The organism is Rhizobium sp. CIAT894, assembly GCF_000172795.2.
Classification (GTDB): Bacteria; Pseudomonadota; Alphaproteobacteria; order Rhizobiales; family Rhizobiaceae; genus Rhizobium.
This window is the reverse complement of record NZ_CP020947.1, coordinates 3,093,308-3,115,221: the sequence shown is the minus strand read 5'-3', so window position 1 is coordinate 3,115,221 and position 21,914 is coordinate 3,093,308. Positions and strand designations below refer to the sequence as shown.

At 60.9% G+C, this 21,914-nt stretch carries 26 protein-coding genes and 2 pseudogenes; 16 read left to right on the top strand and 12 right to left on the bottom strand.

The genetic code is table 11. The features are described from left to right. Positions 1 to 5: 5 nt before the first annotated feature. The 3 genes from pgeF to lgt form a co-directional block, all read right to left on the bottom strand. Positions 6 to 800: a peptidoglycan editing factor PgeF gene (gene pgeF / locus RHEC894_RS15470; protein ID WP_085737924.1), complete on the bottom strand. Its 795-nt coding sequence runs from the start codon at positions 798 to 800 to the stop codon at positions 6 to 8. A 110-nt stretch (positions 801 to 910) separates the two neighbouring features. Beyond that, positions 911 to 2,011, bottom strand: a complete 1,101-nt coding sequence (locus RHEC894_RS15465) for a class I SAM-dependent methyltransferase (protein WP_085737923.1) — start codon at positions 2,009 to 2,011, stop codon at positions 911 to 913. A gap of 16 nt (positions 2,012 to 2,027) precedes the next feature. Further along, the gene (gene lgt, locus RHEC894_RS15460) at positions 2,028 to 2,876 is read right to left on the bottom strand and encodes a prolipoprotein diacylglyceryl transferase (protein WP_085737922.1); all 849 of its coding nucleotides are present in this window, start codon (positions 2,874 to 2,876) and stop codon (positions 2,028 to 2,030) included. 201 nt (positions 2,877 to 3,077) lie between these two features. On the opposite strand from lgt, the gene RHEC894_RS15455 reads away from it, so the two are divergent. The 4 genes from RHEC894_RS15455 to RHEC894_RS15440 all read left to right on the top strand — a co-directional run bounded on the left by RHEC894_RS15455 (position 3,078) and on the right by RHEC894_RS15440 (position 5,496). Beyond that, a complete protein-coding gene (locus tag RHEC894_RS15455) occupies positions 3,078 to 3,338 on the top strand; it encodes an accessory factor UbiK family protein (protein ID WP_010065892.1) in 261 nt (86 codons plus the stop codon). Positions 3,339 to 3,813: 475 nt separating this feature from the next. After that, positions 3,814 to 4,314 carry a YbjN domain-containing protein gene (locus tag RHEC894_RS15450; protein ID WP_085737921.1) on the top strand — a complete coding sequence of 167 codons (501 nt, stop codon included), beginning with the start codon at positions 3,814 to 3,816 and terminating at the stop codon, positions 4,312 to 4,314. A gap of 1 nt (position 4,315) precedes the next feature. Next, entirely contained in the window at positions 4,316 to 5,143 is an 828-nt protein-coding gene (proC, locus tag RHEC894_RS15445; RefSeq protein WP_085737920.1) for a pyrroline-5-carboxylate reductase, read from the top strand. Positions 5,144 to 5,154: 11 nt separating this feature from the next. Further along, on the top strand, positions 5,155 to 5,496 hold the full coding sequence (locus RHEC894_RS15440) for a tRNA-binding protein (RefSeq protein WP_010067003.1): 342 nt from the start codon (positions 5,155 to 5,157) through the stop codon (positions 5,494 to 5,496). 201 nt (positions 5,497 to 5,697) lie between these two features. Here the strand turns inward: RHEC894_RS15440 and RHEC894_RS15435 are convergent, their stop codons facing one another. Continuing rightward, complete coding sequence (locus RHEC894_RS15435) at positions 5,698 to 6,351, bottom strand: MBL fold metallo-hydrolase (protein ID WP_085737919.1); 654 nt, start codon at positions 6,349 to 6,351, stop codon at positions 5,698 to 5,700. A gap of 287 nt (positions 6,352 to 6,638) precedes the next feature. Here RHEC894_RS15435 and RHEC894_RS15430 point away from each other — a divergent pair, with 287 nt between their 5' ends. After that, positions 6,639 to 7,256: a DUF1236 domain-containing protein gene (locus RHEC894_RS15430; protein ID WP_085737918.1), complete on the top strand. Its 618-nt coding sequence runs from the start codon at positions 6,639 to 6,641 to the stop codon at positions 7,254 to 7,256. Between the two features lie 185 nt (positions 7,257 to 7,441). Then, complete coding sequence (locus RHEC894_RS15425; protein ID WP_085737917.1) at positions 7,442 to 7,711, top strand: hypothetical protein; 270 nt, start codon at positions 7,442 to 7,444, stop codon at positions 7,709 to 7,711. A 38-nt stretch (positions 7,712 to 7,749) separates the two neighbouring features. Here the strand turns inward: RHEC894_RS15425 and RHEC894_RS15420 are convergent, their stop codons facing one another. Further along, on the bottom strand, positions 7,750 to 8,010 hold the full coding sequence (locus RHEC894_RS15420; RefSeq protein WP_085737916.1) for a hypothetical protein: 261 nt from the start codon (positions 8,008 to 8,010) through the stop codon (positions 7,750 to 7,752). A gap of 133 nt (positions 8,011 to 8,143) precedes the next feature. Between RHEC894_RS15420 and RHEC894_RS15415 the strand changes: the two genes are divergently transcribed. The 3 genes from RHEC894_RS15415 to RHEC894_RS15405 are packed head-to-tail and all read left to right on the top strand — an operon-like array spanning position 8,144 to position 10,737. Next, positions 8,144 to 8,635 carry a MarR family transcriptional regulator gene (locus RHEC894_RS15415; protein WP_085737915.1) on the top strand — a complete coding sequence of 164 codons (492 nt, stop codon included), beginning with the start codon at positions 8,144 to 8,146 and terminating at the stop codon, positions 8,633 to 8,635. Next, the gene (locus RHEC894_RS15410; RefSeq protein WP_010068070.1) at positions 8,636 to 9,337 is read left to right on the top strand and encodes a response regulator transcription factor; all 702 of its coding nucleotides are present in this window, start codon (positions 8,636 to 8,638) and stop codon (positions 9,335 to 9,337) included. A gap of 23 nt (positions 9,338 to 9,360) precedes the next feature. Then, entirely contained in the window at positions 9,361 to 10,737 is a 1,377-nt protein-coding gene (locus tag RHEC894_RS15405) for an ATP-binding protein (RefSeq protein ID WP_085737914.1), read from the top strand. Positions 10,738 to 10,794: 57 nt separating this feature from the next. On the opposite strand, the gene RHEC894_RS15400 is transcribed toward RHEC894_RS15405, so the two are convergent. The 3 genes from RHEC894_RS15400 to RHEC894_RS15390 all read right to left on the bottom strand — a co-directional run bounded on the left by RHEC894_RS15400 (position 10,795) and on the right by RHEC894_RS15390 (position 12,988). Then, the gene (locus RHEC894_RS15400) at positions 10,795 to 11,250 is read right to left on the bottom strand and encodes a BA14K family protein (protein ID WP_085739007.1); all 456 of its coding nucleotides are present in this window, start codon (positions 11,248 to 11,250) and stop codon (positions 10,795 to 10,797) included. A 147-nt stretch (positions 11,251 to 11,397) separates the two neighbouring features. Continuing rightward, entirely contained in the window at positions 11,398 to 11,613 is a 216-nt protein-coding gene (locus RHEC894_RS15395) for a cold-shock protein (RefSeq protein ID WP_003561293.1), read from the bottom strand. A 484-nt stretch (positions 11,614 to 12,097) separates the two neighbouring features. Beyond that, positions 12,098 to 12,988, bottom strand: a complete 891-nt coding sequence (locus RHEC894_RS15390) for a DMT family transporter (protein WP_085737913.1) — start codon at positions 12,986 to 12,988, stop codon at positions 12,098 to 12,100. Positions 12,989 to 13,085: 97 nt separating this feature from the next. Between RHEC894_RS15390 and RHEC894_RS15385 the strand changes: the two genes are divergently transcribed. Then, a complete protein-coding gene (locus RHEC894_RS15385; protein ID WP_085737912.1) occupies positions 13,086 to 13,559 on the top strand; it encodes a DUF3052 domain-containing protein in 474 nt (157 codons plus the stop codon). Between the two features lie 4 nt (positions 13,560 to 13,563). On the opposite strand, the gene RHEC894_RS15380 is transcribed toward RHEC894_RS15385, so the two are convergent. The 3 genes and pseudogenes from RHEC894_RS15380 to RHEC894_RS15370 all read right to left on the bottom strand — a co-directional run. After that, positions 13,564 to 14,706, bottom strand: coding sequence for a PQQ-dependent sugar dehydrogenase (locus tag RHEC894_RS15380; RefSeq protein ID WP_085737911.1), 1,143 nt, complete (start codon positions 14,704 to 14,706; stop codon positions 13,564 to 13,566). A 124-nt stretch (positions 14,707 to 14,830) separates the two neighbouring features. Continuing rightward, positions 14,831 to 15,079, bottom strand: a pseudogene (locus RHEC894_RS15375) (class GN sortase); the annotation flags it as partial. Then, positions 15,069 to 15,314 (bottom strand): annotated as a pseudogene (locus RHEC894_RS15370) (marine proteobacterial sortase target protein); the annotation flags it as partial. The pseudogenes RHEC894_RS15370 and RHEC894_RS15375, both read right to left, overlap by 11 nt. 601 nt (positions 15,315 to 15,915) lie before the next feature. Between RHEC894_RS15370 and RHEC894_RS15365 the strand changes: the two are divergent. The 6 genes from RHEC894_RS15365 (at position 15,916) to RHEC894_RS15340 (ending at position 20,631) form a co-directional block, all read left to right on the top strand. After that, positions 15,916 to 17,118, top strand: coding sequence for a pyridoxal phosphate-dependent aminotransferase (locus RHEC894_RS15365; protein WP_085737910.1), 1,203 nt, complete (start codon positions 15,916 to 15,918; stop codon positions 17,116 to 17,118). A 101-nt stretch (positions 17,119 to 17,219) separates the two neighbouring features. Next, positions 17,220 to 17,480: a type II toxin-antitoxin system prevent-host-death family antitoxin gene (locus tag RHEC894_RS15360; protein WP_011652922.1), complete on the top strand. Its 261-nt coding sequence runs from the start codon at positions 17,220 to 17,222 to the stop codon at positions 17,478 to 17,480. A 2-nt stretch (positions 17,481 to 17,482) separates the two neighbouring features. Then, positions 17,483 to 17,869, top strand: a complete 387-nt coding sequence (locus tag RHEC894_RS15355) for a type II toxin-antitoxin system VapC family toxin (protein ID WP_085737909.1) — start codon at positions 17,483 to 17,485, stop codon at positions 17,867 to 17,869. Positions 17,870 to 18,049: 180 nt separating this feature from the next. Continuing rightward, on the top strand, positions 18,050 to 18,955 hold the full coding sequence (locus tag RHEC894_RS15350) for a glycosyltransferase family 8 protein (RefSeq protein ID WP_085737908.1): 906 nt from the start codon (positions 18,050 to 18,052) through the stop codon (positions 18,953 to 18,955). A gap of 47 nt (positions 18,956 to 19,002) precedes the next feature. Next, positions 19,003 to 19,872, top strand: coding sequence for a 3-deoxy-manno-octulosonate cytidylyltransferase (locus tag RHEC894_RS15345; protein WP_085737907.1), 870 nt, complete (start codon positions 19,003 to 19,005; stop codon positions 19,870 to 19,872). Between the two features lie 69 nt (positions 19,873 to 19,941). Beyond that, a complete protein-coding gene (locus RHEC894_RS15340; protein WP_085737906.1) occupies positions 19,942 to 20,631 on the top strand; it encodes a glycosyltransferase in 690 nt (229 codons plus the stop codon). A gap of 142 nt (positions 20,632 to 20,773) precedes the next feature. Here the strand turns inward: RHEC894_RS15340 and RHEC894_RS15335 are convergent, their stop codons facing one another. Continuing rightward, the gene (locus RHEC894_RS15335) at positions 20,774 to 21,871 is read right to left on the bottom strand and encodes a calcium:proton antiporter (protein ID WP_085737905.1); all 1,098 of its coding nucleotides are present in this window, start codon (positions 21,869 to 21,871) and stop codon (positions 20,774 to 20,776) included. Positions 21,872 to 21,914 lie beyond the last annotated feature (43 nt).

Below are 21,914 nucleotides of genomic sequence, written 5' to 3'. Positions count from 1 at the left end.
TCTGCTCAAGTCTCCCTGATTGATATCGCTGAAATCTGGCGGCCGTAATCCGGCTCCTTGCGATGTGTGGTCCTGCGATAGGAAAAGAAGCGTTCGCTATCCGGATAGGTGCAGAGGCCGAGGCTTTCGGCGCGCACGCCGGCCCGCTTCAACCGCTCGAGGGTCAGTGCCGGCAGATCGAACATGGCGTGGCCTGATGTTGCCGAAGGCTCGAAGAAGCGCTGGTAATCCGGGTTCTCGGCGATGAAGCGCTCGACGAATTCCGGCCCGACTTCGTAACTCGCCTGGCTGATCGAGGGGCCGAGGCAGGCGACGATGCCAGCACGGTCGGCCCCCAGCGTCTCCATGGCGGCAATGGTATTTTCAAGCACGCCCGTCAGCGCGCCCTTCCAGCCGGCATGGGCGGCGCCGATGACGCGATTGTCGGGATCGGCAAAAAGGATCGGGCCGCAATCGGCAGCAAGCACGCCAAGCGCGATGCCGGGGGTGCGCGTTACCATCGCATCCGCCTCGGGGCGGGCGCCGTCATAATCGGCATCGATCGTCGCGACGTCTGGGGAATGGACCTGGTGCACGGTCGCCAGCCGCTCGACCGGCAGGCTGAACCATGCAGCGACGCGGCGGCGGTTTTCCATAACCTTGTCGCGTTCGTCGCTGGAGCCGAGGCCGACATTGAGGCCGCGATAGATCCCTTCGGAAACGCCGCCGGCCCGGGTGAAATAACCGTGGCGGACGGTGCCGCCGGCCACTTCGTTCAGCAGCGCACTTTCGATCGGTGCGGGAGAGGCCGCGTCCTGCATCTGTGATTCCGGGGTTTTAGGGGGGTTGTTATTATCCCAAGCGCATCGCACCGGCGACGCGCTTCAAGTTCTTGTTTGGCCGGGATGTTGAACCAGCCGCGTGCGCCCTGTCAATCCACCGGACGAAAGGGCATGAGGTCGACTGCGGGATGAGAAACCGCCATCACCTTGAAGAGTTCGCCCATCCGGCCTTCACCAGCGCCGGCGAGCCTGTCGACCGCTGTCTGGATGACCTGCTGGGTCTGCGGCTCGCGATCCCTGCCGAGGGCAGCGGCACGTTCGAGAATGCCGAGACCGGTCAGAAAATCACCTTGATGCAGGGCGCCGTTCAGATGGACGCCGGCCGCAAGCGCCGTTTCGGCGAGTTGCTGGAAGTCGACATGGCTCGTCAGATCGGCTTCGCCGGGATGGGCGAGCGGTGGGTCGAATTCATGCATGCGCACGGCCTGCAGCGTATCGCCGAAGCCGGTGACAAGATGGCCGTAGTCGATCGCGAGCGCCGTTCCGCCGAAGGCGCGCAACCGCTCGCAGATTGCCATCATCACGGCCTGGCGGGCAGGCGAGATCTCGAAGAGCGCGCCGAGCGGCAGGTTCTGCACCGGTTCGGGAAGAAGTGCTGGATCGAGGCCGGCGACGCCGGCGGCAAAGGTCAGTTCGCCATTGGCATCGAGCCCGACCATGCGCTCGCGGAAGCCGGTCGGCGTGCGGACGAACTGGCGAATCGGGATGGCGTCGAACAGTTCGTTGGCGGCAATCAGCGTGAAGCCTGATGGCACCTCGTCGAAGCCGTCGTGCCAGGCGATCTTTTCGCCGTAGACCTCGAGCGTCTGGCTCTGGACATCGCGCAGGCGCTCGCTGGTTTCGACGAGATGCACGCTCATCGTCTCGAAAAGAGGCGGGGCGATGCGGGCAATGACGCGCAGCATATCCGATATCATGGTGCCGCGGCCGGGACCGATCTCGACGAGGCGCACATCCGCCGGCGTGCCGTGGCGTTGCCAGGCATGGACGATGAAGACGCCGATCATCTCGCCGAAAATCTGGCTGACTTCGGGTGCCGTGACGAAATCCCCGGAACGGCCGAAAGGCTCGCGGGTGCGGTAGTAGCCATGTTCGGGATCGGCCAGGCAGAGCGAGAAATAATCGGTGACGCTGATCGGGCCGTTGGCCTGGATGATGGCCTTGATCTTTTCGCCTAGAGCGGTGGTCATGTCGCGTCCTGCCGTTTTAAAGCTGCAACGCAGCCTGGCGGCGAGCCCGCAGCATCGCCCAGAGGCCGAGCAGGATCATCGGGGAGGAGAGCACCATGCCCATGGTCAGCCAGTTCGTGCCGAGGAGGTAACCGAGCTGGGCGTCGGGCTCGCGGAAGAACTCGACGAAGATACGCGACAGCGCATAGCCGCAGACGAAAACGCCGGTGATGAAGCCGGGGCTTTTCAGCGCGCGCATGCCGTAGACGAGGGCGGCCAGCACCAGGAGCAGAACGATGCCTTCGAGGCCGGCCTCGTAAAGCTGGCTCGGGTGGCGGGCGAAGGGACCACCTGTCGGGAAGACCACGGCCCAGGATACGTCGGTCAACCGGCCCCAGAGTTCGCCATTGATGAAATTGGCGATGCGCCCGAAGAACAGACCGAAGGGAACGACGGTGGCGACGATGTCGAACAGGCTCCAGATCGGGATGGCGTTGCGGCGGGCAAAGACGATCATGGCGATCGTCGTGCCGGTGAGGCCGCCATGGAAGGACATGCCGCCGTTCCAGATCTGGACCGCGCGGATGGGATCGCGCAGGACGGCGGAGAGGTCATAAAAGAAGATATAGCCGAGACGACCGCCAAGGACGACGCCGAGGGCTGCCCAGACAATAAAATCGTCGAGCTGCGTCTTCGTCATCGGCGATGTATTGCCCGGCCAGAGGCTGTCATTGGCGGCCAGGCGGCGCGCATAGGCCCAGCCGAGCAGGATGCCGGCGACATAGGCGAGACCGTACCAGTGAATCGCCAGCGGACCGATCGAAAAGGCGATCGGATCGATATCCGGAAAAGGCATGATGGCAAGGAGATCGGCGGCTATCGGCAAGGTTTTCCCATCCGTTGAGGTCGGCGGAACATGCCGCTGCGATCCTGGACGGTCAAGTCCATTGTTCGTGATCGCTCTTTCCGGCCGGTTCCGGCAAGCTTATCCGATGCAAAGCGCTTGCATCGCCGATGGCGAAGCCCTACCTCAATTCTCAAGGCCCTGAAGGGCTGAATTCACCACATGCCAAGGGAGAAAAACGCCATGACGACCGGAACGAACCGCATCATGGACGAATTCGCCAAGCTGATGACCGATGCGGCCGGTGCCGCCCAGGGCGTCCGCAAGGAGATCGAAACCGCCTTCAACGCCCAGGCCGAGCGTTGGCTGAACAGCATGGATATCGTCAAGCGCGAGGAGTTCGAGGCCGTGCGCGAGATGGCGATCAAGGCGCGCGACGAGAACGAGGCGCTTGCTGCCCGCATCGCGGCACTCGAGGCGAAGCTTGCTGGCGAGGGGCGCTGAAGCGCGTCGCGATCTTTCAGATTTGCCTGACCCGCGCTTCAGGTCTTTGCGCGCAGCGTGATCGCAAAACAGCGGCACGCTTCAAAGCCTCGATATGACGCAAGATGCGGCACGGCCTTATTCTCACGTGCCGCATCTTCCATAAAAAAATCGGGTGAGTTTTCCACCTGTGGACACTGCCAAAAAAGCCAATTCGCAGAGTCGCTTATTCTCCCTTCTGAATTGAATTTCGAAGAGCCTTTCCACAGCGGCCGGGCCTATTTTCCCCTCAGGGGGCTGGCAGGGGGCAAGGGGCATTATACACTGATTTTAAATGATGATTCGAAGCGACTTGGTAAGCTCCGGGCAGGTTATCTGCGTTAAGTCTGGTAGCGGTTCAACGATCATCCGAGTGGTGGTTCCGGTATCTGCGTGTGTCTTTTCTTGTGTTTCTACACCAAGTTAGTCGCATTCGTTCCGGTCAAGAAGGTGCTGCATGAACCTGATGGAATTGGAAGTCGAGCGTCAGTCGAACCCGGTCGATATGATCGAGTATGTTGCATCCAACAACGACTGGTCGTTCGAACGGTCCGGCGAGGACGAGATCGCGATGACGGTCGAGGGCCGCTGGACGGACTACCATGTCTCCTTCTCCTGGATGGAGGAATTCGAGGCGCTGCACCTTGGCTGCGCCTTCGATATCAAAGTTCCTGACATCAGGGTCAATGAGGTGGTCAAGCTGCTCTCTGCGATCAACGGGCAGGTGCTGATGGGTCATTTCGACCTCTGGCGCCAGGAAGATGTCGTCATTTTCCGCCAGTCGCTGCTGCTGGCCGGCGGTGCGGAGCCGACCAACCGCCAGGTTGAAGTGCTGCTGTCCAGCGCACTCGACACCTGCGAGGCCTATTTCCAGGCATTCCAGTTCGTCGTCTGGTCCGGCATGGACGCAGCGAAGGCGATGGAAGCCGTGCTGTTTGAAACGGTTGGCGAGGCATAAGATGCCGGCGAATGCTTTCTCATCGGAAAAACCCGTCGTCCTGATCGGCGCCGGAAACATGGGCGGAGCGATGCTCTCCGGCTGGCTGAAGAGCGGCGTCCCGGGCTCGGCCGTCATCGTCGTCGATCCCGGCCCGTCGCCGGCAATGCTTGCGACGATCGGCGAGGCGGGCGCGAAGCATCTGACCGCGGTTCCGGCGGATCTGAAGGCGAGCGTTCTGTTCCTGGCGGTCAAGCCGCAGGTGATGGAGACGGTATTGCCTGATGTGAAGAGCGCCGTCGGCGCGGAAACGGTCGTCGTTTCGGTCGCGGCCGGCAAGACGCTTGGTTTCCTCGAGAAACATCTCGGTAAAGCCGCCATGGTGCGGGCCATGCCGAACACGCCTGCTATGGTCGGGCGCGGCGTCACCGGCGCCTTTGCCAATGCCGGGGTCAGCGATCCGCAGCGCGATCGTGTTCATTCGCTTCTCAGTGTCTCGGGGCCGGTCGAATGGGTGCCCGCAGAGGCCGATATCGATGCGGTGACGGCGCTTTCTGGCAGCGGTCCTGCCTATGTGTTCTATCTCGTCGAATGCATGGCGGAGGCAGGCCGTAAACTCGGCTTGCAGGCGGACCTCGCCATGCGTCTTGCGCGGGAAACAGTCGCGGGGGCTGGTGAACTCTTGCACCAGTCCCCCGACGACGCTTCGCGGCTGCGGCAGAATGTGACGTCTCCCGGCGGCACGACGGCGGCAGCGCTCGCCGTGCTGATGGCGGAAGACGGCATGCAGCCTCTGTTCGACGCGGCCCTTGCCGCGGCGCGCAAGCGGGCCGAGGAACTGGCCGGCTGAGGGAGATCCGCATGGCCGAAGAGATCACTTACGCCGATTTCGAGCGTGTCGACATTCGCGTCGGCACGATTATCGAGGCCAGCCCCTTTCCGGAAGCGCGCAAGCCGGCATACAAGCTGGTCATCGACTTCGGCCCCGAGATCGGCATCAAGAAATCCTCGGCACAGATCACCGTGCACTACACGCCGGAAAGCCTGATCGGCCGGCAGGTGCTCGGCGTCGTCAATTTCCCGCCGCGCCAGATCGGGCCGGTCCGCTCGGAAGTGCTGACGCTGGGTTTCGAGGACGAGAACGGCGCAATCGTGCTTACCGCGGTCGAGCAGCCGGTGCCGAACGGCAGGAAGATGATGTGAGCGAGCGTTCACAGCAGTTCGTTGACAAGCTGTCCTGCGTCATGCTCGGCCTTGTGCCAAGCATTTGATCATTGCCGTTGCTTGACAGAAAAACGTTTATTTTTAGGTGCTTGATTTGACGTGCGTAGACCCTCGGCACAAGGCCGAGGGTGACGTCGCGGGTTTTGCATTGGTTTGCCAGTGGCCTGATTTGCCCGAGGCTCAACGCGGCTTGATTTCCTGCAGAAACGGATTGCTCCGCCGCTCGTCGCCGATGCGGCTGCCGGGGCCGTGGCCGCAGATGAAGCCGACGTCGTCGCCGAGCGGCAATACCTTGTCGCGGATCGAATCGAGAAGCTGCTGATGATTGCCGCCGGGCAGGTCGGTCCGGCCGATCGAGCCGTTGAACAGCACGTCGCCGAGATGGGCGAAATTCTGCGCGCGGTTGAAATAGATGACGTGGCCGGGCGCATGACCGGGAGCGTGATAGACCTCGAATTCATGGGCGCCGAAGGAGACCTTGTCGCCATCCTTCAGCCAGCGGTCGGGCAGGACATTGCGCAATCCCGATATGCCGTATTTTTCGGCCTGGGTTTCGATCCGCTGCAATAGGGGCAGGTCGTCCTGATGCGGGCCGACGACGTCGATGCTCAAGGCCTCCTTCAGTTCGCTGGCGCCACCGGCATGATCGAGATGGCCATGGGTCAGCCAGATTTCCTTGATGGTCAGGCCGTTTTGCGCGATCGCCTGAAGGATCAGCGGCACGTCGCCGCCCGGATCGACGACGACGCCTTCCTTGGTATCGGGATCGAAGAAGATCGTGCAGTTTTGCTGGAAAGGTGTCACCGGAATGATGCCGGCCTGGAGCATGCCCATAAATGCCTCGCTTGGTGTCTATGATGCTCAGGGTATAATCTGAAACGGCTGCAAGGGCAGCCGGAATCTTCTGCCTCTGCAGCCAACCTCACGGCAAAAAGACGGGCTGCAATAAGAATTTATGCATCGCGATGGTGATGCCGGCGGCCGAAAAATTCAGGCTTTATTCAACGTCTTCAAACGCTTGCGAGAAGAGCTCCGCAAGCGAGGTTTCGCGCTGCGGCGTGCATGGGAACATCGTGGAAGCCCACGCGTTGTCCGCCCATCGAAACCAAGGAGACGCTCATATGACCTTGAAGAGAAACTTTCTGCTGGCGGGAGCGGTGCTCCTGGCGAGCGGCGGTCTTGCGCAGGCGGAGATGATGGCGACGACCGTCAATGATCTCAACGTCCGCGCCGGCCCCGGCCCGCAATATCCGGCAGTCGGTCTTGCCACGCGTGGCTCGACGGCCGTGCTCGACGGCTGCATCGAAGGCAGCCGCTGGTGCCGTGTCGACGTCAATGGCATGCGCGGCTGGGTCTATGCCGATTATCTGCAGGTCGACAGCGGCGGCAGCCCCGTTATCGTCGAACAGCACCGCGCCGAGATCGGTGTTCCCGTCGTGACCTACGAGTCGACCGCCAGTGTCGTCCCCGCCGACCCGCAGCCGGCGCCGGGCGACGAATTGATCGGTCCCGTCGGGGCGGTCGAAACCGTCACTCCGCCGGAAACGGTTCGCACCTATATCGACACCAACCCCGGCCAGACGGTGCAGCTCGGCGGCGATGTCGTCGTCGGTGCGGAAGTGCCCGCCGGCGTCACCTTCCAGACGATTCCGGACTACGAATATCGTTATACCAGGATCAACGACCGGCCGGTGCTGGTCGATCCGGGTACGCGCCGGATCGTCTATGTCTATCAGTGACGTGATCGGCAAAATGCAAAACGAGGCGGTCGTCCGGCCGCCTCCGCCCCTGTCTCTCCTCCCGCCGCCTTAATCCCGTATGGGTTGATTTTTCCTCACGCATTTTCCTAAAATATGATAAAATTCTAATATACCGAAGGTTCGGTATGGATCGGCGATCGGGGAGATCGCCAGAGGAGGAAATCATGGAAGCGTTACTTCCGCTCGTCACGCAATTGATTGCCGGCGCCATCGGCGGCAATGCTGCGAGCGCCGCATTGAAACAACAGGCGATGAATGTCGTCGCCCGTACGATCGCCGGCGCGATCGGCGGTGTGGGCGGCGGCATGCTGCTCAGCATGGTCGGCGGGGAAGCGGCGATGACCGGCCTGATCGCTGACGGCATCGGCGGCCTGATCGGCGGCGGCATTCTCTCGACGCTCGCCGGACTGATCATGGCGCGGGCGCATCGGTAAGGCTCGACTCTCCGGCCGGACTAAGCACGTGACGGATCTTATCCGGCGGCGACCGCCGCCGGACAGACTTCCGTCATCGTGTGGTCGATCAGGGTTTCGGAGATCGTCGACCGCGTGAAGCGATACGGGTTAGGCGTGTATGACGCCGTCCTCGACGAAGAAGATGTTGGCCCGGTCGGTTCGGCGACCTGGCCGCGATAATCGAGCATCGTCACATCCCCGCAGCCCTTGCCTTCGGAGGTACAGGGCGCAGTCTCGCGACAATGGCATTCGGCGATATCGGGCCGGATGCCCTTCATGCGCCATGTCTGTTGATTGTTGCCCCCATTACGTTTTATCCACAGACGCAAGGGGAATTGTTTTGTTGCGTCGGAAGTTGCGGGCGGACCTTGGTTTCCGAAGATATGTGCGGAATGAGAAAGGAAATGCCGAGTGTCAGGACAGACCGGCCCGAAAGCAGGCAAACCAGAGCCGCTGGCCACGCCGATGGAAGATACCGACATCATCGATTTCGAGATCATCGAGCTGTTCTTCTTCGCCTATCGCGACTTCGTTTCCGATCCTGACGCCATCCTTGAGAAGAGCGGCTTCGGCCGGGCGCATCACCGCGTCGTGCATTTCGTCAACCGCAATCCCGGCATGACGGTGGCCGATCTTCTCGATACGCTGAAGATCACCAAACAGAGCCTTGCAAGGGTGCTGAAACAGCTGGTCGATTCAGGTTATATTCGCCAGGTGGCAGGCCCCGAGGACCGGCGACAGCGCAAGCTCTATCCGACCAAATCGGGGCGAGAGCTGGCGCTTGCCCTTGCCGAGCCGCAATCGCGCCGCATTGAGCGGGCATTCGAAGGGGCTTCTGCGGAGGTGCGGGAGGGCGTAAAAGCTTTCCTCAGAGGGATGCGGGATAGACAGAAGGCGGATTGAATGGCGGTCAAGACAGGTATTTCCGACGATGCAGCGCATCTGCTGGTGGTCGACGACGACTCGCGTATCCGCGCGCTGCTCAACCGTTACCTCGCCGAGAACGGTTTCCGCGTTACCGTCGCCGCCGACGGCGCCGAGGCGCAGCGTAAGCTGGCGGGCCTGGATTTCGACCTGATCATCATGGATGTGATGATGCCCGGCGAATCCGGTATCGAGGTCACCCGCGGGCTTCGCGCCATCAAGAATGTGCCGATCATCATGCTGACGGCGCTGGCGGAGTCGGGCAATCGTATCGAAGGCCTCGAGGCAGGCGCCGACGATTATCTTTCCAAGCCCTTCGACCCGCGCGAACTGGTGCTGCGCATCAACAATATCCTGCGCCGCAATGCCGGCGGCGAGGGACCGAAGATCGAACAGGTGATGTTCGGCCCCTACACTTTCTCGCTCACCCGCAAGGAGCTGAAGAAAGCCAGCGAGGTGATCCGGCTCACCGACCGCGAGCAGGAAATCATGCTGCTCTTTGCACGGCGCGCCGGCGACACGATTCCCCGCCATGAACTGATCGGCAACGACACCGAGGTCGGCGAGCGGACGATCGACGTGCAGATCAACCGGCTACGGCGTAAGATCGAGGACGATCCCGCCAATCCCGTCTGGCTGCAGACCGTGCGCGGCATCGGATACAGGCTGAGCATCGATTAAACTCAAGATCAGGACCGGCGCTGATGGCGACGATCGACAGCTTGCGGCGGGAAGACCGCACTTCTGAGCCGGGCTGGCGCTGGATCGTGCGCTGGCTGCGCCGACGGCTGCCGACCGGGCTTTACGCGCGCTCGCTGCTGATCATCATCATTCCGATGGTGCTGCTGCAATCGGTCGTCGCCGCCGTCTTCATGGAGCGCCACTGGCAGATGGTCACGGAGCGGCTGTCGCTTGCCGTCACCCGCGACATCGCGGCGATCATCGAGATCATCGAGACCTACCCGCAGAATTCGGACTATAGCGAGATCATCCGCATCGCCCGCGACCAGCTCAGCCTGCAGATCTCGATCGAGCCGGACGGCGATTTGCCGCCGCCACGCGTCAAGCCGTTCTTCTCGATCCTCGACGGCATCCTCAGCGACGAGATCACCGACGAGATCCATCGGCCTTTCTGGATCGACACGGTCGGCAACTCGAATCTCGTCGAGATTCGCATCAAGCTCGATAACAAGATTCTGCGGGTGCTGACCAAGCGCAGCCAGACCTATGCCTCGAACACGCATATCTTCATCGTCTGGATGGTCGGCACCTCGCTGGTGCTGATCGGCATCTCGATTCTCTTCCTGCGCGGGCAGATCCGGCCGATCCTGACCTTGGCGCGCGCGGCCGAAAGCTTCGGAAAAGGGCAGAAACCCGACAATTTCTATCCGCGCGGTGCCGACGAGGTCCGCCGTGCCGGTCTTGCCTTCATTTTGATGCGCGAGCGCATCGAGCGGCAAATCGAGCAGCGCACCGCGATGCTTTCCGGCGTCAGCCACGATCTGCGCACCATCCTCACCCGCTTCAAGTTGCAACTGGCGCTGGCTGGCGACAATCCCGACCTGCATGGGCTGAACGACGACGTCAACGATATGCAGACGATGCTGGAGGCCTATATGGCCTTCGCACGCGGCGAGGTCGAAGAGGATGTCGGCGAGCTGAAGCTCAGCGAGATCTTCGCCAAGCTGGAATCCGATTTCGCCCTGCACGGCAAGACATTCAACTATTCCATCGAAGGCGACGACGACATATCGGTCAGGCCGAACGCCTTCATGCGTCTTGTCACCAACCTGGCCTCGAATGCGCGTCGTTATGCGGGCAGGCTCGACATCGAGGCCAAGCACAACGCCAAATGGCTGACGGTGGTTTTCGACGATGACGGGCCGGGCATTCCGGAAAAGAACCGCGAGGACGTGTTCAAGCCGTTCTTCCGGCTGGACACGGCGCGCAACCTCGATGCTTCGGGCACCGGCCTCGGCCTTGCGATCGCCCGCGACATTGCCCGCAGCCACGGCGGCAACGTCACCCTCGGCGACAGCCCGCTCGGGGGCTTGAGAGCAACGATCCGCATTCCGGCCTAAACGAAAAACAAAAGCGCCGCTGAAAAGCGGCGCTTCGGATCAGGAGTGATTGAGCAATCAGCCGGCGGTGCAGAAGTGGCTGCGGCCGTCGCTGCCGATATAGGTGCCGCTGCGCGGATCGAAGGAGCGGTAACGGTACGAGCAATAACGCTCCCATTGTGGCGACCAGGGCTCCACCGAGGCGCGAACAGGCGCATAATATCTCGGCTGTTCGACATATTGCGGCTGCTCGACATAGACGCGGCGCGGTGCGCGGTAGACCGGAGCGGGCTCGTAATATCCCGGCTCGTAGGGCGGATCGATGTAGCGAGGTTCGTCGTACACCGGGCCGCTATTGGCAATCGCCGAGCCGACGATCAGGCCGGTGGCGAGGCCGACGGCGCCGCCGACGAGGGCGTCGTTGTTGTTATGATGGCGCCAGTGGCGATCACCGGCCGAAGCTTCGCCGATGACGGAGAGAGTGAGCGCGGCAGCCGTTGCCGTCAGCAGAAGAGTTTTGGCAAGCCTGTTCATAACCATCAAGTCCTAATCCCGGAAACCGAACGCCGGCTCCTTCTCGATGGTCATAGTCCTAAAGAGTTATAGCTGAACGAAGGCTGAACGACAAAACCCGGCATTGCTGCCGGGCTTCAACTCGAATTCGACAGCCTTGTTAAGGGTTCAGCCCGCAATCTGCAGATTGACGGCCTTCGGGCCTTTGCCACGGCGATCCGGCTCCGTGTCGAAGCTTACCTTCTGGTTTTCCGTCAGGCCGGCCAGCCCGGAGGCTTGAACGGCAGAAATGTGAACGAAGATATCGGCGCCGCCCCGGTCCGGCTTGATGAAGCCGAAACCTTTGTCGGTATTGAAGAATTTTACAGTGCCAGTCTCTGCCATGCCTCAGGTCCTTTTCTCTCTGCCCGCCATCCACACGGGCAGCATCATAGCATTGCCTCCTTGCGGGGGCGTTGGCAGGCAATTCTTGAAATGTGAGAAAAAGGTCCCCTCTACCTCGGCCTGCTCCAGGCAGGACTTTCGCCCGCCATTTTCGGAACCGGCTGACCGGGATATTAGCGTTCCCGGCGCGCAAATACTTAAGGACTTCCCATGCTCGCAAAATGCCCGAACGCGCTGAGAGTGCTGCGTTTAAAGGATTTTGGCAAGCAAAAGTTTTCAGCCTGTCGTGTGGGGCAGACCCCTGCGGATATCCGATTTGCGCAAAAACGCAAAATTTTCTTCGAAGATAGGGAATGATTAACGTTTTATATCGTCTGCAATATAAGTTCCGAGCAGATTTTCCCAAAAATGCAACGTAAACGGGCTTTCCGGGTTTCCTAAAATTTTTTTGGAATCCGACATCCACCCATATTTGGACGCGTGTTCAGGTGGCCGGCAGGCGGCGGCGAGCCAATCCGGGTACGAGCTCGACTACAAGCATAGCGATAAACATGAGCGCACAACCTGTATATCCCGTCGCCGACATCGTCTCGCCGAGCAGGAGAGCCGCGAGCGATGAGCCGAACAATGCCTCGGAAGAGAGGAAGATCGCGGCCTGCGAGGGCGTGGTATAGCGCTGGGCGATCACCTGCAGCACGAAGGCGAGGCCGGAGGAGAAGATGCCGACATAGAGGATCTGCGGTCCTGCGGCCCAAATCGCCGACAGGGTGATCGGTTCGACGGCTGCGGCAACGGCAAATGCGCAGACCGCGGTGACGGCGAATTGCGTGGCCGAGAGCGCGAGCGGCCTGCCGGTCGCAGAAACGGTCGTGCCGGCAAGGGTGATCTGTATTGCCCAGAATACGGCGCAGACGACGGTCAGGAGATCACCTGATGTAAGCCCCGAGAGATGACTGCCGGACAGAAGATAGATGCCGGCGAGCGCCATCAGCGCGCCCGGCCAGATGACCCAATGCGGGGCACGGCGCAGGAAGAACACGGCGATCAGCGGCACGAAGACGACATAGAGACCGGTGATGAAGCTGGAATTCGTCACCGTCGTCGTCTGCAGCCCGACCTGCTGCGTGGCGGCGCCGCTGAAAAGGGCAAGGCCTGTGAGGACATAGAGTTTCGCATGGCGTCGGCTTGTCTTTACCTTGGCTTTGCGCGCTTCAAAGGCGACGAAGGGCAGCACGGCCAATGTGGCGACGGCAAAACGCAGGGCGATGAACCAGAAGGGGCCGATCGCCTTCATCGCCGTCGATTGCGCGACGAAGCCGCCGCCCCAAATGGCGGCCGCAAGCAATAGGAGGAGGTTCGCCTGAGCGCGCGTCATGTCGTCCTCAAGGGGAAGGGATATGCCCAAGCGGTTAGCAGTTGCATTTCCTAGAGGCAAGGGTGAAGACTTCACACTTGGCGATGGAGATGAGGGCATGCAAGGCGAAAAGGGCCGGCTGGCCGACGATATGGCGACGACGCCCGGGATGGCAGGCTATTCGGGCACGCCGCTCGCCAGGAAGCTCGGCCTTGTGCGCGGGCAGACGGCTGCCCTTCTCGGCGTTCCCGAAACGATTGACAACATCCATGGTTTCGATGGTTTTGCCTCGGTCGCCCTTGCGCTTCCCGAAACGCCTCGGCGCGCGTTCGATTATATGCATCTGTTTGTGACTGAACGAGAGGCGTTGGAGGCTATCGCGCCAATGCTCTTGCGTGCTCTCAAACCGGACGGCATGCTCTGGATCTCCTGGCCGAAGAAGAGTTCGCGGGTGCCGACCGATGTCACCGAGGACGTGTTGCGAGAGATCCTTCTTCCCACAGGCCTTGTCGACGTCAAAGTCTGCGCCGTCGACGAAATCTGGTCGGGGCTGAAATTCGTCATCCGCAGGGAATTGCGCGGCGCGTTGTAATCTTTCAGCCGTTATTGGCCTCAGTACGCGAAACCCTGAGCAGCGATCCGTTGTCCTCGTCCGTCACCATCAGCAGTGCGCCATCGGGCGCGACGATGACATCGCGGATGCGGCCGTATTCGCCCTCGAACAGGCGCTCTTCGGCAATGAAGGCGCCGCTCTCGTCACGCTGCATGCGTGAGAGCAGCTGGAACTTCAGCGCTGCGACGAGGAAATTGCCGTCCCATTCCGGGAACATCGCGCCGCGATAAACGGCGAGCGCACCCGGCGCGATCGACGGATCCCAGTAATGCAGCGGCTGTTCCAGCCCTTCCTTGGCTGTGCCTTCGCCGATCTCGGCGCCCGAATAGTCGCGGCCGTAGGTGATGATCGGCCAGCCGTAATTTTTGCCCGCCTCGGGTTGATTGATCTCGTCGCCGCCACGCGCGCCGTGTTCGACGGTGTAGAGCTTGCCGTCCTTGGCGTCGAAGGTGATGCCCTGCGGGTTGCGGTGGCCTTTCGACCAGATTTCCGGCAGCGCCTTGCCGCCGTCCCTGAACGGATTGTCCGCCGGGATGCTGCCATCGGTGTTGATGTGGATAATCGAGCCGGCATCGTCCTGCCAGTCTTGCGAGCGGTCGCGGTCGCCGCGATCGCCGACGCTGATGAAGAGCGTGCCGTCGGGGGCGATTGCGATGCGCGAGCCATATTGGATGTTGCCTGACGTGAAGCGCCGCATGGTGAAGACAGGCGTCACCGCCTCGAGCGTCGTCTCGTCCGCGGAAAGTGTCGCGCTGAAGGCTTCGGTGCCGGAACCCTGCCCATGGGCGATGGCGGCGGTGAAATAGAGCTTGCGGCTCTTGGCAAAGTCCGGAGCAAGCGCCACGTCCATCAAACCGCCCTGGCCACGGGCGCTGACTTTGGGCACGCCGCCGATCGGGTCGTAGAGCTTGCCGTCGCGGACGATCCGCATGCGGCCCGGCCGCTCGGTGACGAGATAGGCGCCATCGGGCAAGACTTCGACCGCCCAGGGATGCTCGAGGCCATCGGCCAGTTTGTCGACACGGACGGCAGGCCCTTGTGTGTTGACGGTATCGGCCGCACCCGCCGATACGGCGCCGAACAGGACCAGTGCTGCGGCGAAATGGAAGGCGGACATTCTCTTCATTGGCTTCCCCGTCGTCTCTCACGATGAACGTGGAGTGGGGAGAGGGTGGCTTCAACCCTCATTCGGACTGCAATAACGGCTTTGTGTTTGCCGGTTGAACGGAACCTGTCGTCTTGATGTCGATCAGTTCGGCCTTCGCCTTCAGCAGGAAACCATCACCAATCAGCGCCAGGCCGTAAAGGGCAAGACCGGCAATGGCAAAGGCGATCGCTCTTTCGGTCGAGGAAAGGCGCCAGAGGAAAAAACCTTTCCTTCGCCGCCTCTTCGGCGCGTCGTGGGCCGTGGCGGCGGCCAGGGCGAGTTCAAGATAAGTCGGAAGCGGCTCGAATTCGGCGGCTCCCTCACTCTCATTTGCAACTGATCTAGCGACCATCGCGCTTGGCTCCGATCATGACAATGCCCTTGAGGCGACGACGCCAGACTGCCAGCCCGCTCGCCGCCATCAGCGCCAGGAGCAGCAGGGTGAGGCCGCGGGCGATCTGTTCGTCAGCGCGCGTTGCCGTCTTCGGCCGGTTCACGGTCGAGGACTTCTGCGCGATCATGGTGGCGGCGTCAGCGATCGGACCGGAGACATCGATGGCGACGCCATTTGGCCGGACAAGGGCTGCGAACTCGGTGGAGACCTGCTGCGTCTCGGCGGCGCGGGCGGCGGAGGCAAGCCCTGGTATCGCCGCGATGCAGGCAATAAAGGCGGTGACGGCGACAAGAAATAAAACGGAAATCCGGCGCATGCGCATGAGCCGGATTGCAAACTCATCGTCCAGAAACATTGGCATACCCTCAATAACCAATTTCGGAGACCGGCAGATGATGCTTCGATCTCGGCGCGCTGACGACCGAATTGCGGCGGCGCGCGGCATTTGTTGCGGCTTATTGGTGGCGATGACGAGTTCGCGGTACTGATAGCTTGAGATCGCCGTGTCGAGGTTCAGCTGGTGGCGGCGAGCAATGTCCTGACTGATCGTCTGCTGCCGTTATTGCCGACCTTCCGCCTGATCGGTTCCCGGACGTCCGTCATTTCTAACCGTGCCCTCCCCAACGCCCGATACGCGCGGGGCGGGCGGGCTCGCCCGTGCGGCGAAACGATCAATAAGAATCATGTCTCGATGACGCCTTTGCGCTTGAAATGCCGTCATACATTGGACATAGAGCTAACCGCAGAACTCCGGTCCCGGCTTTCTGCCTGTTTCAACCAATAGGACCGATATCATGGCCTTCCTTGCCGATGCTCTTTCCCGTGTGAAGCCTTCAGCCACCATCGCCGTTTCCCAGAAAGCGCGCGAGCTGAAAGCGAAAGGACGCGACGTGATCGGGCTGGGCGCCGGCGAGCCGGATTTCGATACGCCCGAGAATATCAAGAAGGCCGCCATCGACGCGATCAACCGCGGCGAGACGAAGTACACGCCGGTTTCCGGTATCCCTGAGCTGCGCAAGGCGATCGCCGCCAAGTTCAAGCGCGAGAACGGCCTGGAATATTCCTGGGAGCAGACGATCGTCGGCACCGGCGGCAAGCAGATCCTGTTCAACGCCTTCATGGCGACGCTGAACCCCGGCGACGAGGTCGTCATCCCGGCGCCTTACTGGGTGTCCTATCCGGAAATGGTGGCGCTTTGCGGCGGTACGCCGGTTTTCGTTTCGGCCACCCAAGAGCACAATTTCAAGCTCCAGGCCGCCGATCTCGAAAAGGCGATCACGCCGAAGACCAAATGGTTCATCTTCAACTCGCCGTCCAACCCGACGGGTGCGGCCTATACGCATGACGAGCTGAAGGCGCTGACCGACGTGTTGGTCAAGCATCCGCATGTCTGGGTGCTGACCGACGACATGTACGAGCACCTGACCTATGGCGACTTCAAGTTCGTCACGCCCGTGGAGGTCGAGCCCAGTCTTTATGACCGGACGCTGACGATGAACGGCGTTTCCAAGGCCTATGCCATGACCGGCTGGCGTATCGGCTATGCCGCCGGCCCGCTCCAGCTCATCAAGGCCATGGACATGATCCAGGGACAGCAGACCTCGGGTGCGACGTCGATCGCGCAGTGGGCGGCTGTCGAAGCGCTGAACGGCACGCAGGACTTCATTCCTGCGAACAAGAAGATCTTCGAAGGCCGCCGCGATCTCGTCGTTTCCATGCTGAACCAGGCCAAGGGCATCGTCTGCCCGGTGCCGGAAGGCGCCTTCTACGTCTACCCCTCTTGCAAAGGCCTGATCGGCAAGACGGCGCCCTCGGGCAAGGTCATCGCGACCGATGAGGATTTCGTTTCCGAGCTTCTGGAATCGGAAGGCGTTGCCGTCGTTCACGGCTCGGCCTTCGGCCTTGGCCCGAACTTCCGCATCTCCTATGCGACATCGGAAGATCTGCTTGAGGAAGCCTGCCGTCGCATCCAACGCTTCTGCGGCGCCTGCAAGTAAAAACGAACTGCGATAATTTCGATCCAAGGCCTGCCGGTGACGGTGGGCCTTTTATTTATCCGCCGTTGACGATGTGGCTGCATGTGGCTACATTTGGTGTCATGAAGACTGTTTCCATCCGCGATGCGAAGAACCGCTTGACCGAGCTTGCTCGCGAGGTCGAGGAAGGCGAGACCATTGTCGTGACGCGGAACGGCCGGCCGGTATTCGATCTGGTGCCGCATCAGAAACGCGGCGGTTTGAATCTGGAGGCCGGCGAGGCCTATCTCCGTTCCAAGGGTATCACGAGGACCGAGATGTATATTGCCGACGATTTCGACGATCCTTTGCCGGAAGATTTCCTTCTGAAGCCGCTGCCGTGACCATGCGTGTGCTGCTTGATACTCATATGGTGATTGCTATCGCGCAGAAGAAGCTGACCGACCGCTTTCCGCGTGTCGAGCAGTTGCTTTCAGACGGGGCCGCCAGCGGTTTCGTCAGTGTCGCCAGCCTCTGGGAAATTGCCATCAAGACAAGACTTGGCAAATTGCAGCCGGGATTGCCGCTTGAGACCATTCCCGTCTATCTCCGGGAAGCCGGATTGACGATCCTGCCTGTCGATATCCCACACGTCATCACCACCGCCGACCCCGAGCCGGAGACGCGTGATCCCTTTGATCGGCTGTTGCTGGCGCAGTGCAAGGTCGAAGGCTTGCAACTCGCCACCGTCGACCGGTTGCTCGTCGGTCATCCTCTGGCAGTGCGACTATAACTCACATCCCGATTCAACACGTTGCCGCATTGAATCCGCTTCGCCTCGCAAGTCGTTGAATTCCGATTCAAAACGTGACGAGGAGTGCCGGTGGGGCGGGTGTTCTGCGGTTGCGGGCGGACGCCAAACCAACTAGATATCCGGCATCAAGTTCAATTTACCGCTTCGGGGGGCCGGATTTTGCAGCAGAGTGCCGTCATCGTCTGTTCGGATGTCAACATGCTGCCGGCCGCCTGCTGTACTCTGCTTTCCGTCAAGCGCAATCTGGCGAATGCAGGTGTCGAGTTCCTGCTTCTCGGCATCGACCTAAAGCCGAACGAGGTCGCCGAGATCGACAATTTTGGGCGGCTTCACGGTATGGCGATCAAGGTGCTGCCATATAAGACGCCCGATACCGGTCTCCAGGCGCGGGGCCGCTGGTCCGCCGCCACGCTGGCGCGGCTCTATATGGATCGGGATATACCCGACCATATCGAGCGTCTGCTTTACCTCGATGCCGATGTGCTCGCGGTGGCATCCGTCGATGAACTCTTCGCCCTCGATTTTCAAGGCAGGGCGCTTGCTGCCGTCGACGACTATGTCATGGCCTTTCCCGAAAAGGCCGGCGCGCGCCAGCGCAAGATCGGCATGGGCGAGCGCGGCCGCTACTTCAATGCCGGCGTACTGCTGTTCGATTGGTCGGTCTGCCGGGCGAGGGGGCTTTTCGCCAGGACCCGGGAAATCTTCGAGGAGCGGTCGCACCTGTTCGAGAACAACGACCAGGATGCGCTGAACGTCACTTTCGATAGCGACTGGCTGGTGCTCGATCCGCGCTGGAATACGCAGACGGGCTTGCTGCCTTTCGTCGACCGGCCTGCCATCTTTCATTTTACCGGCCGCAAGAAGCCGTGGCAGGCGAACGTTCCCTGGGTGCACCGGCGGATGGCCGATCGTTATGCCGAAGATCTTCGCAACACGCCCTGGGCGTCTTTCTGCCGGCAGCCGTCGATGATGGACCGAGTGGCGGGCTTCTTCTCGCATGTGGGAAAGCAGATCGGCGGGCTGATGCGGCTTGCCCGGATGCGCGCCTATTTCAGCAACAGCTAGTCGGGCGGACGGAGCGCGTCGTCCTTGGAAAGTGCATGTGAGGCGATATGGAAGCAATCCCCAGCGATAACAAGGCTACGACCGCTCCGGGTGGCGGCTTCAATTTCCTGACGCCGGAAGCGTGGAAGGCGCTGTTGTCGCGCTATTCCCATATTGTGCTGGTGGCAAACAGTGAGGCGGTCGATCTCAAACGGTTGCGGAGCGAATTGCCGGAGACGGCGCTCTACGTCTTCTTCAACAAGGTCTACAAGGTGCTCGACGAACCGTTCGTCGGTCATTCCATGCTGGTTGCCCGCAGCGACGTGATGGGCGCCCATATCGTCCACCGGCGCGAGGCGGCAGATGTCCTACGCTTCTTTGGCGGCGACGATTTCCTCGGCGTCGTCAACATTCGGGTCTCCGTCGAGGAAAATCTCAGCGAAAAGAACTGCTTCGAAGGCGCTGAGGCTCGTCACCTCGATCTGACGCAAATGCTCGCCGATCTCTATCCGATCGGCAAGATCGCGACGAGCGGCTTTGCGGTAGCCTTGTGGCTCGCCGATCTGCAGTTGCCGGGCAAGATCCTGCTTGCCGGCTTTTCCGCGAAGCGGAGCGAGAAGTGGAAGGTGTTCGACGTTCACGATTGGACGTTCGAGCAGATTTTCCTGCGTCTCTTTGCGCGCATGGGTTCGATCTCGATGATGGGCGGCGTCGATGCGAGCCCCTATTCGGCGCTTGCCAAACGGTTTCCTGAGGTGCCGCCGATCGAGATCGCGATGACTGCGGCTGAGGTATTGTCGGAGCGGCTGGACAATACGAACAGCCAGATCGACAGGCTGATGTCCGTCACTAAATTCATCCGCGCCGTCGACAATTTCTTTCGGCGGTTTAAACCGAAAACCCGCAAACAGCGTTTTCTCGAAAAGTCGAAGAGATGACTGTCGCAGGCCGTTGCTAACAGGCGAGGGTGGCCAAGCTGTTGCCGATACTGGCGATCAAGGTGGACAATGGAACAACGGAACGTCCGAATTTTTGTGGGATTCGATCCCAAGGAAGTGGTCGCCTACCACGTTCTCGTGCAGAGCATCATCGAGAAGTCGTCGATCCCGGTCGAGTTCTCGCCCATTGCACTTTCCAATCTTGGCGAGATTTTCACCCGTCAGCGCAACGCGCTGCAATCCACGGAGTTCTCCTTCTCGCGTTTCCTGACGCCCTATCTCAGCGGTTTCGAGGGCTGGAGCATCTTCATGGATTGCGACATGCTGATGCGCGCCGATATCGCCGAGCTTTGGGCTCTGCGCGACGATCGCTACGCCGCCATGTGCGTCAAACACGATTATCAGCCGAAGATCGACACGAAGTTCCTCGGCCATACACAGACCAAATACGAAAAGAAGAACTGGTCGAGCCTCATTCTCTTCAACAACGACAAATGCCGCGCGCTGACGCGCGACTACGTCAACACGGCGACCGGCCTGCAACTGCACCAATTCAAGTGGCTTGAGAACGACGACCTCATCGGCGAACTGCCGGTGACGTGGAACTACCTCGTCAACGAATACGACTACCGCGAAGACGCCAAGAACGTCCATTTCACCGATGGCGGGCCGTATTTCGACCAATACAAGAACGACGATTACGCCGAAGAATGGTTCGCAGCCCGCGAACGCCTGCTCTTCGCCCAACAGCCCGCCTAAAGCGCGTCGCGATCTTTCAGATTCGCTCCTGGCGCTTTAGGTCTTGTTTTACGCATGTCGTTATCGCAAAACCGCTGCACACTTTTGCGCGACATGCTCTAAACAGCCCGTTCTTTCCCGTTCTCCGCGGGGAAGGGAGCCTTCAAAGCCCCAACGCCGTCAGCATGATGAAGGTGGCGAACAGAATGAAATGCGTCATGCCCTCTATCGCGTTGGTCTCGCCGTCGTTGAGGTTGATCGCCGCGGCAATCAAGGTGATCGCCACCATCACCGTCTGGGCCGGGGTCATCGCCATGATGAAGGGCTGGCCCGTATAGAGTGCGATCGCCTCCATGACAGGCACCGTCAGGATCACTGTCGACAGCGACGCACCCATGGCGATGTTGACGGTCGCCTGCATCCGGTTCTTGAGCGCAGCCCGCAGGGCGGTCAGGATTTCGGGCGCGGCCGAAATCGCCGCCACGATGACCGCCGTCACCGCGATTGGCGCGCCGCTGTCACGCAGGCCTTCGGTCATGAAGGTCGACATGAACTCCGCCAGCAGGCCGATGATGACGACGCCGGCAAGGATGGTCACGATCGACATCGCGGCCGACTCCTCGGATCCATGCTCCTCCGGGCTTTCTTTCTTGCGTTCGGAGCGCGGGTAGCTGTAGCTGAAAAAATAGCTGTGCTGGCCGACCTGCATGCGCAGGAAGAGGCCATAGAGCGTGATCATCGCGACGATGGTGAAGGCGGAATAATAGTGCAGTTTATGATAGGGCACGAATTCCGGCACGATCATCGAGATGCCCATGGCAGTGAGGATCATGACGCCGTAGGTCTTGCCGGAATTGTCGTTATAGGGCTGCTCGCCGTGCTTGAGGCCGCCGAGCAGGGCGGCAAGGCCCAGAATGCCGTTGATATCGAGCATCAGGGCGGAATAGATCGTGTCGCGCACCAGTGTCGGCGAACTCTCTCCGCTCATCATGATTGCGAGGATGATGACCTCGACGGCGACGGCCGAAAGCGTCAGGATCATCGTGCCATAGGGATCGCCGACCTTGACGGCGAGCAGCTCGGCGTGATGGGCAACGCGGATCGAGGCGAGAACGATGGTGCCGACCAGGGCGGCGGCTGCGATCAGCGCGACGCCGCGTCCCATCTCGATCACCGTGTGCTCCAAGAGATAGGCGATCGCTGCAACGACCAGTGCGGTGATCAGAAACGTCTCTTCGCTCAAGCGTGATGCAATCCCCAAGACTTAGCTCCCGCACCGATTCATGCGTTTTATCTAAGCCGCT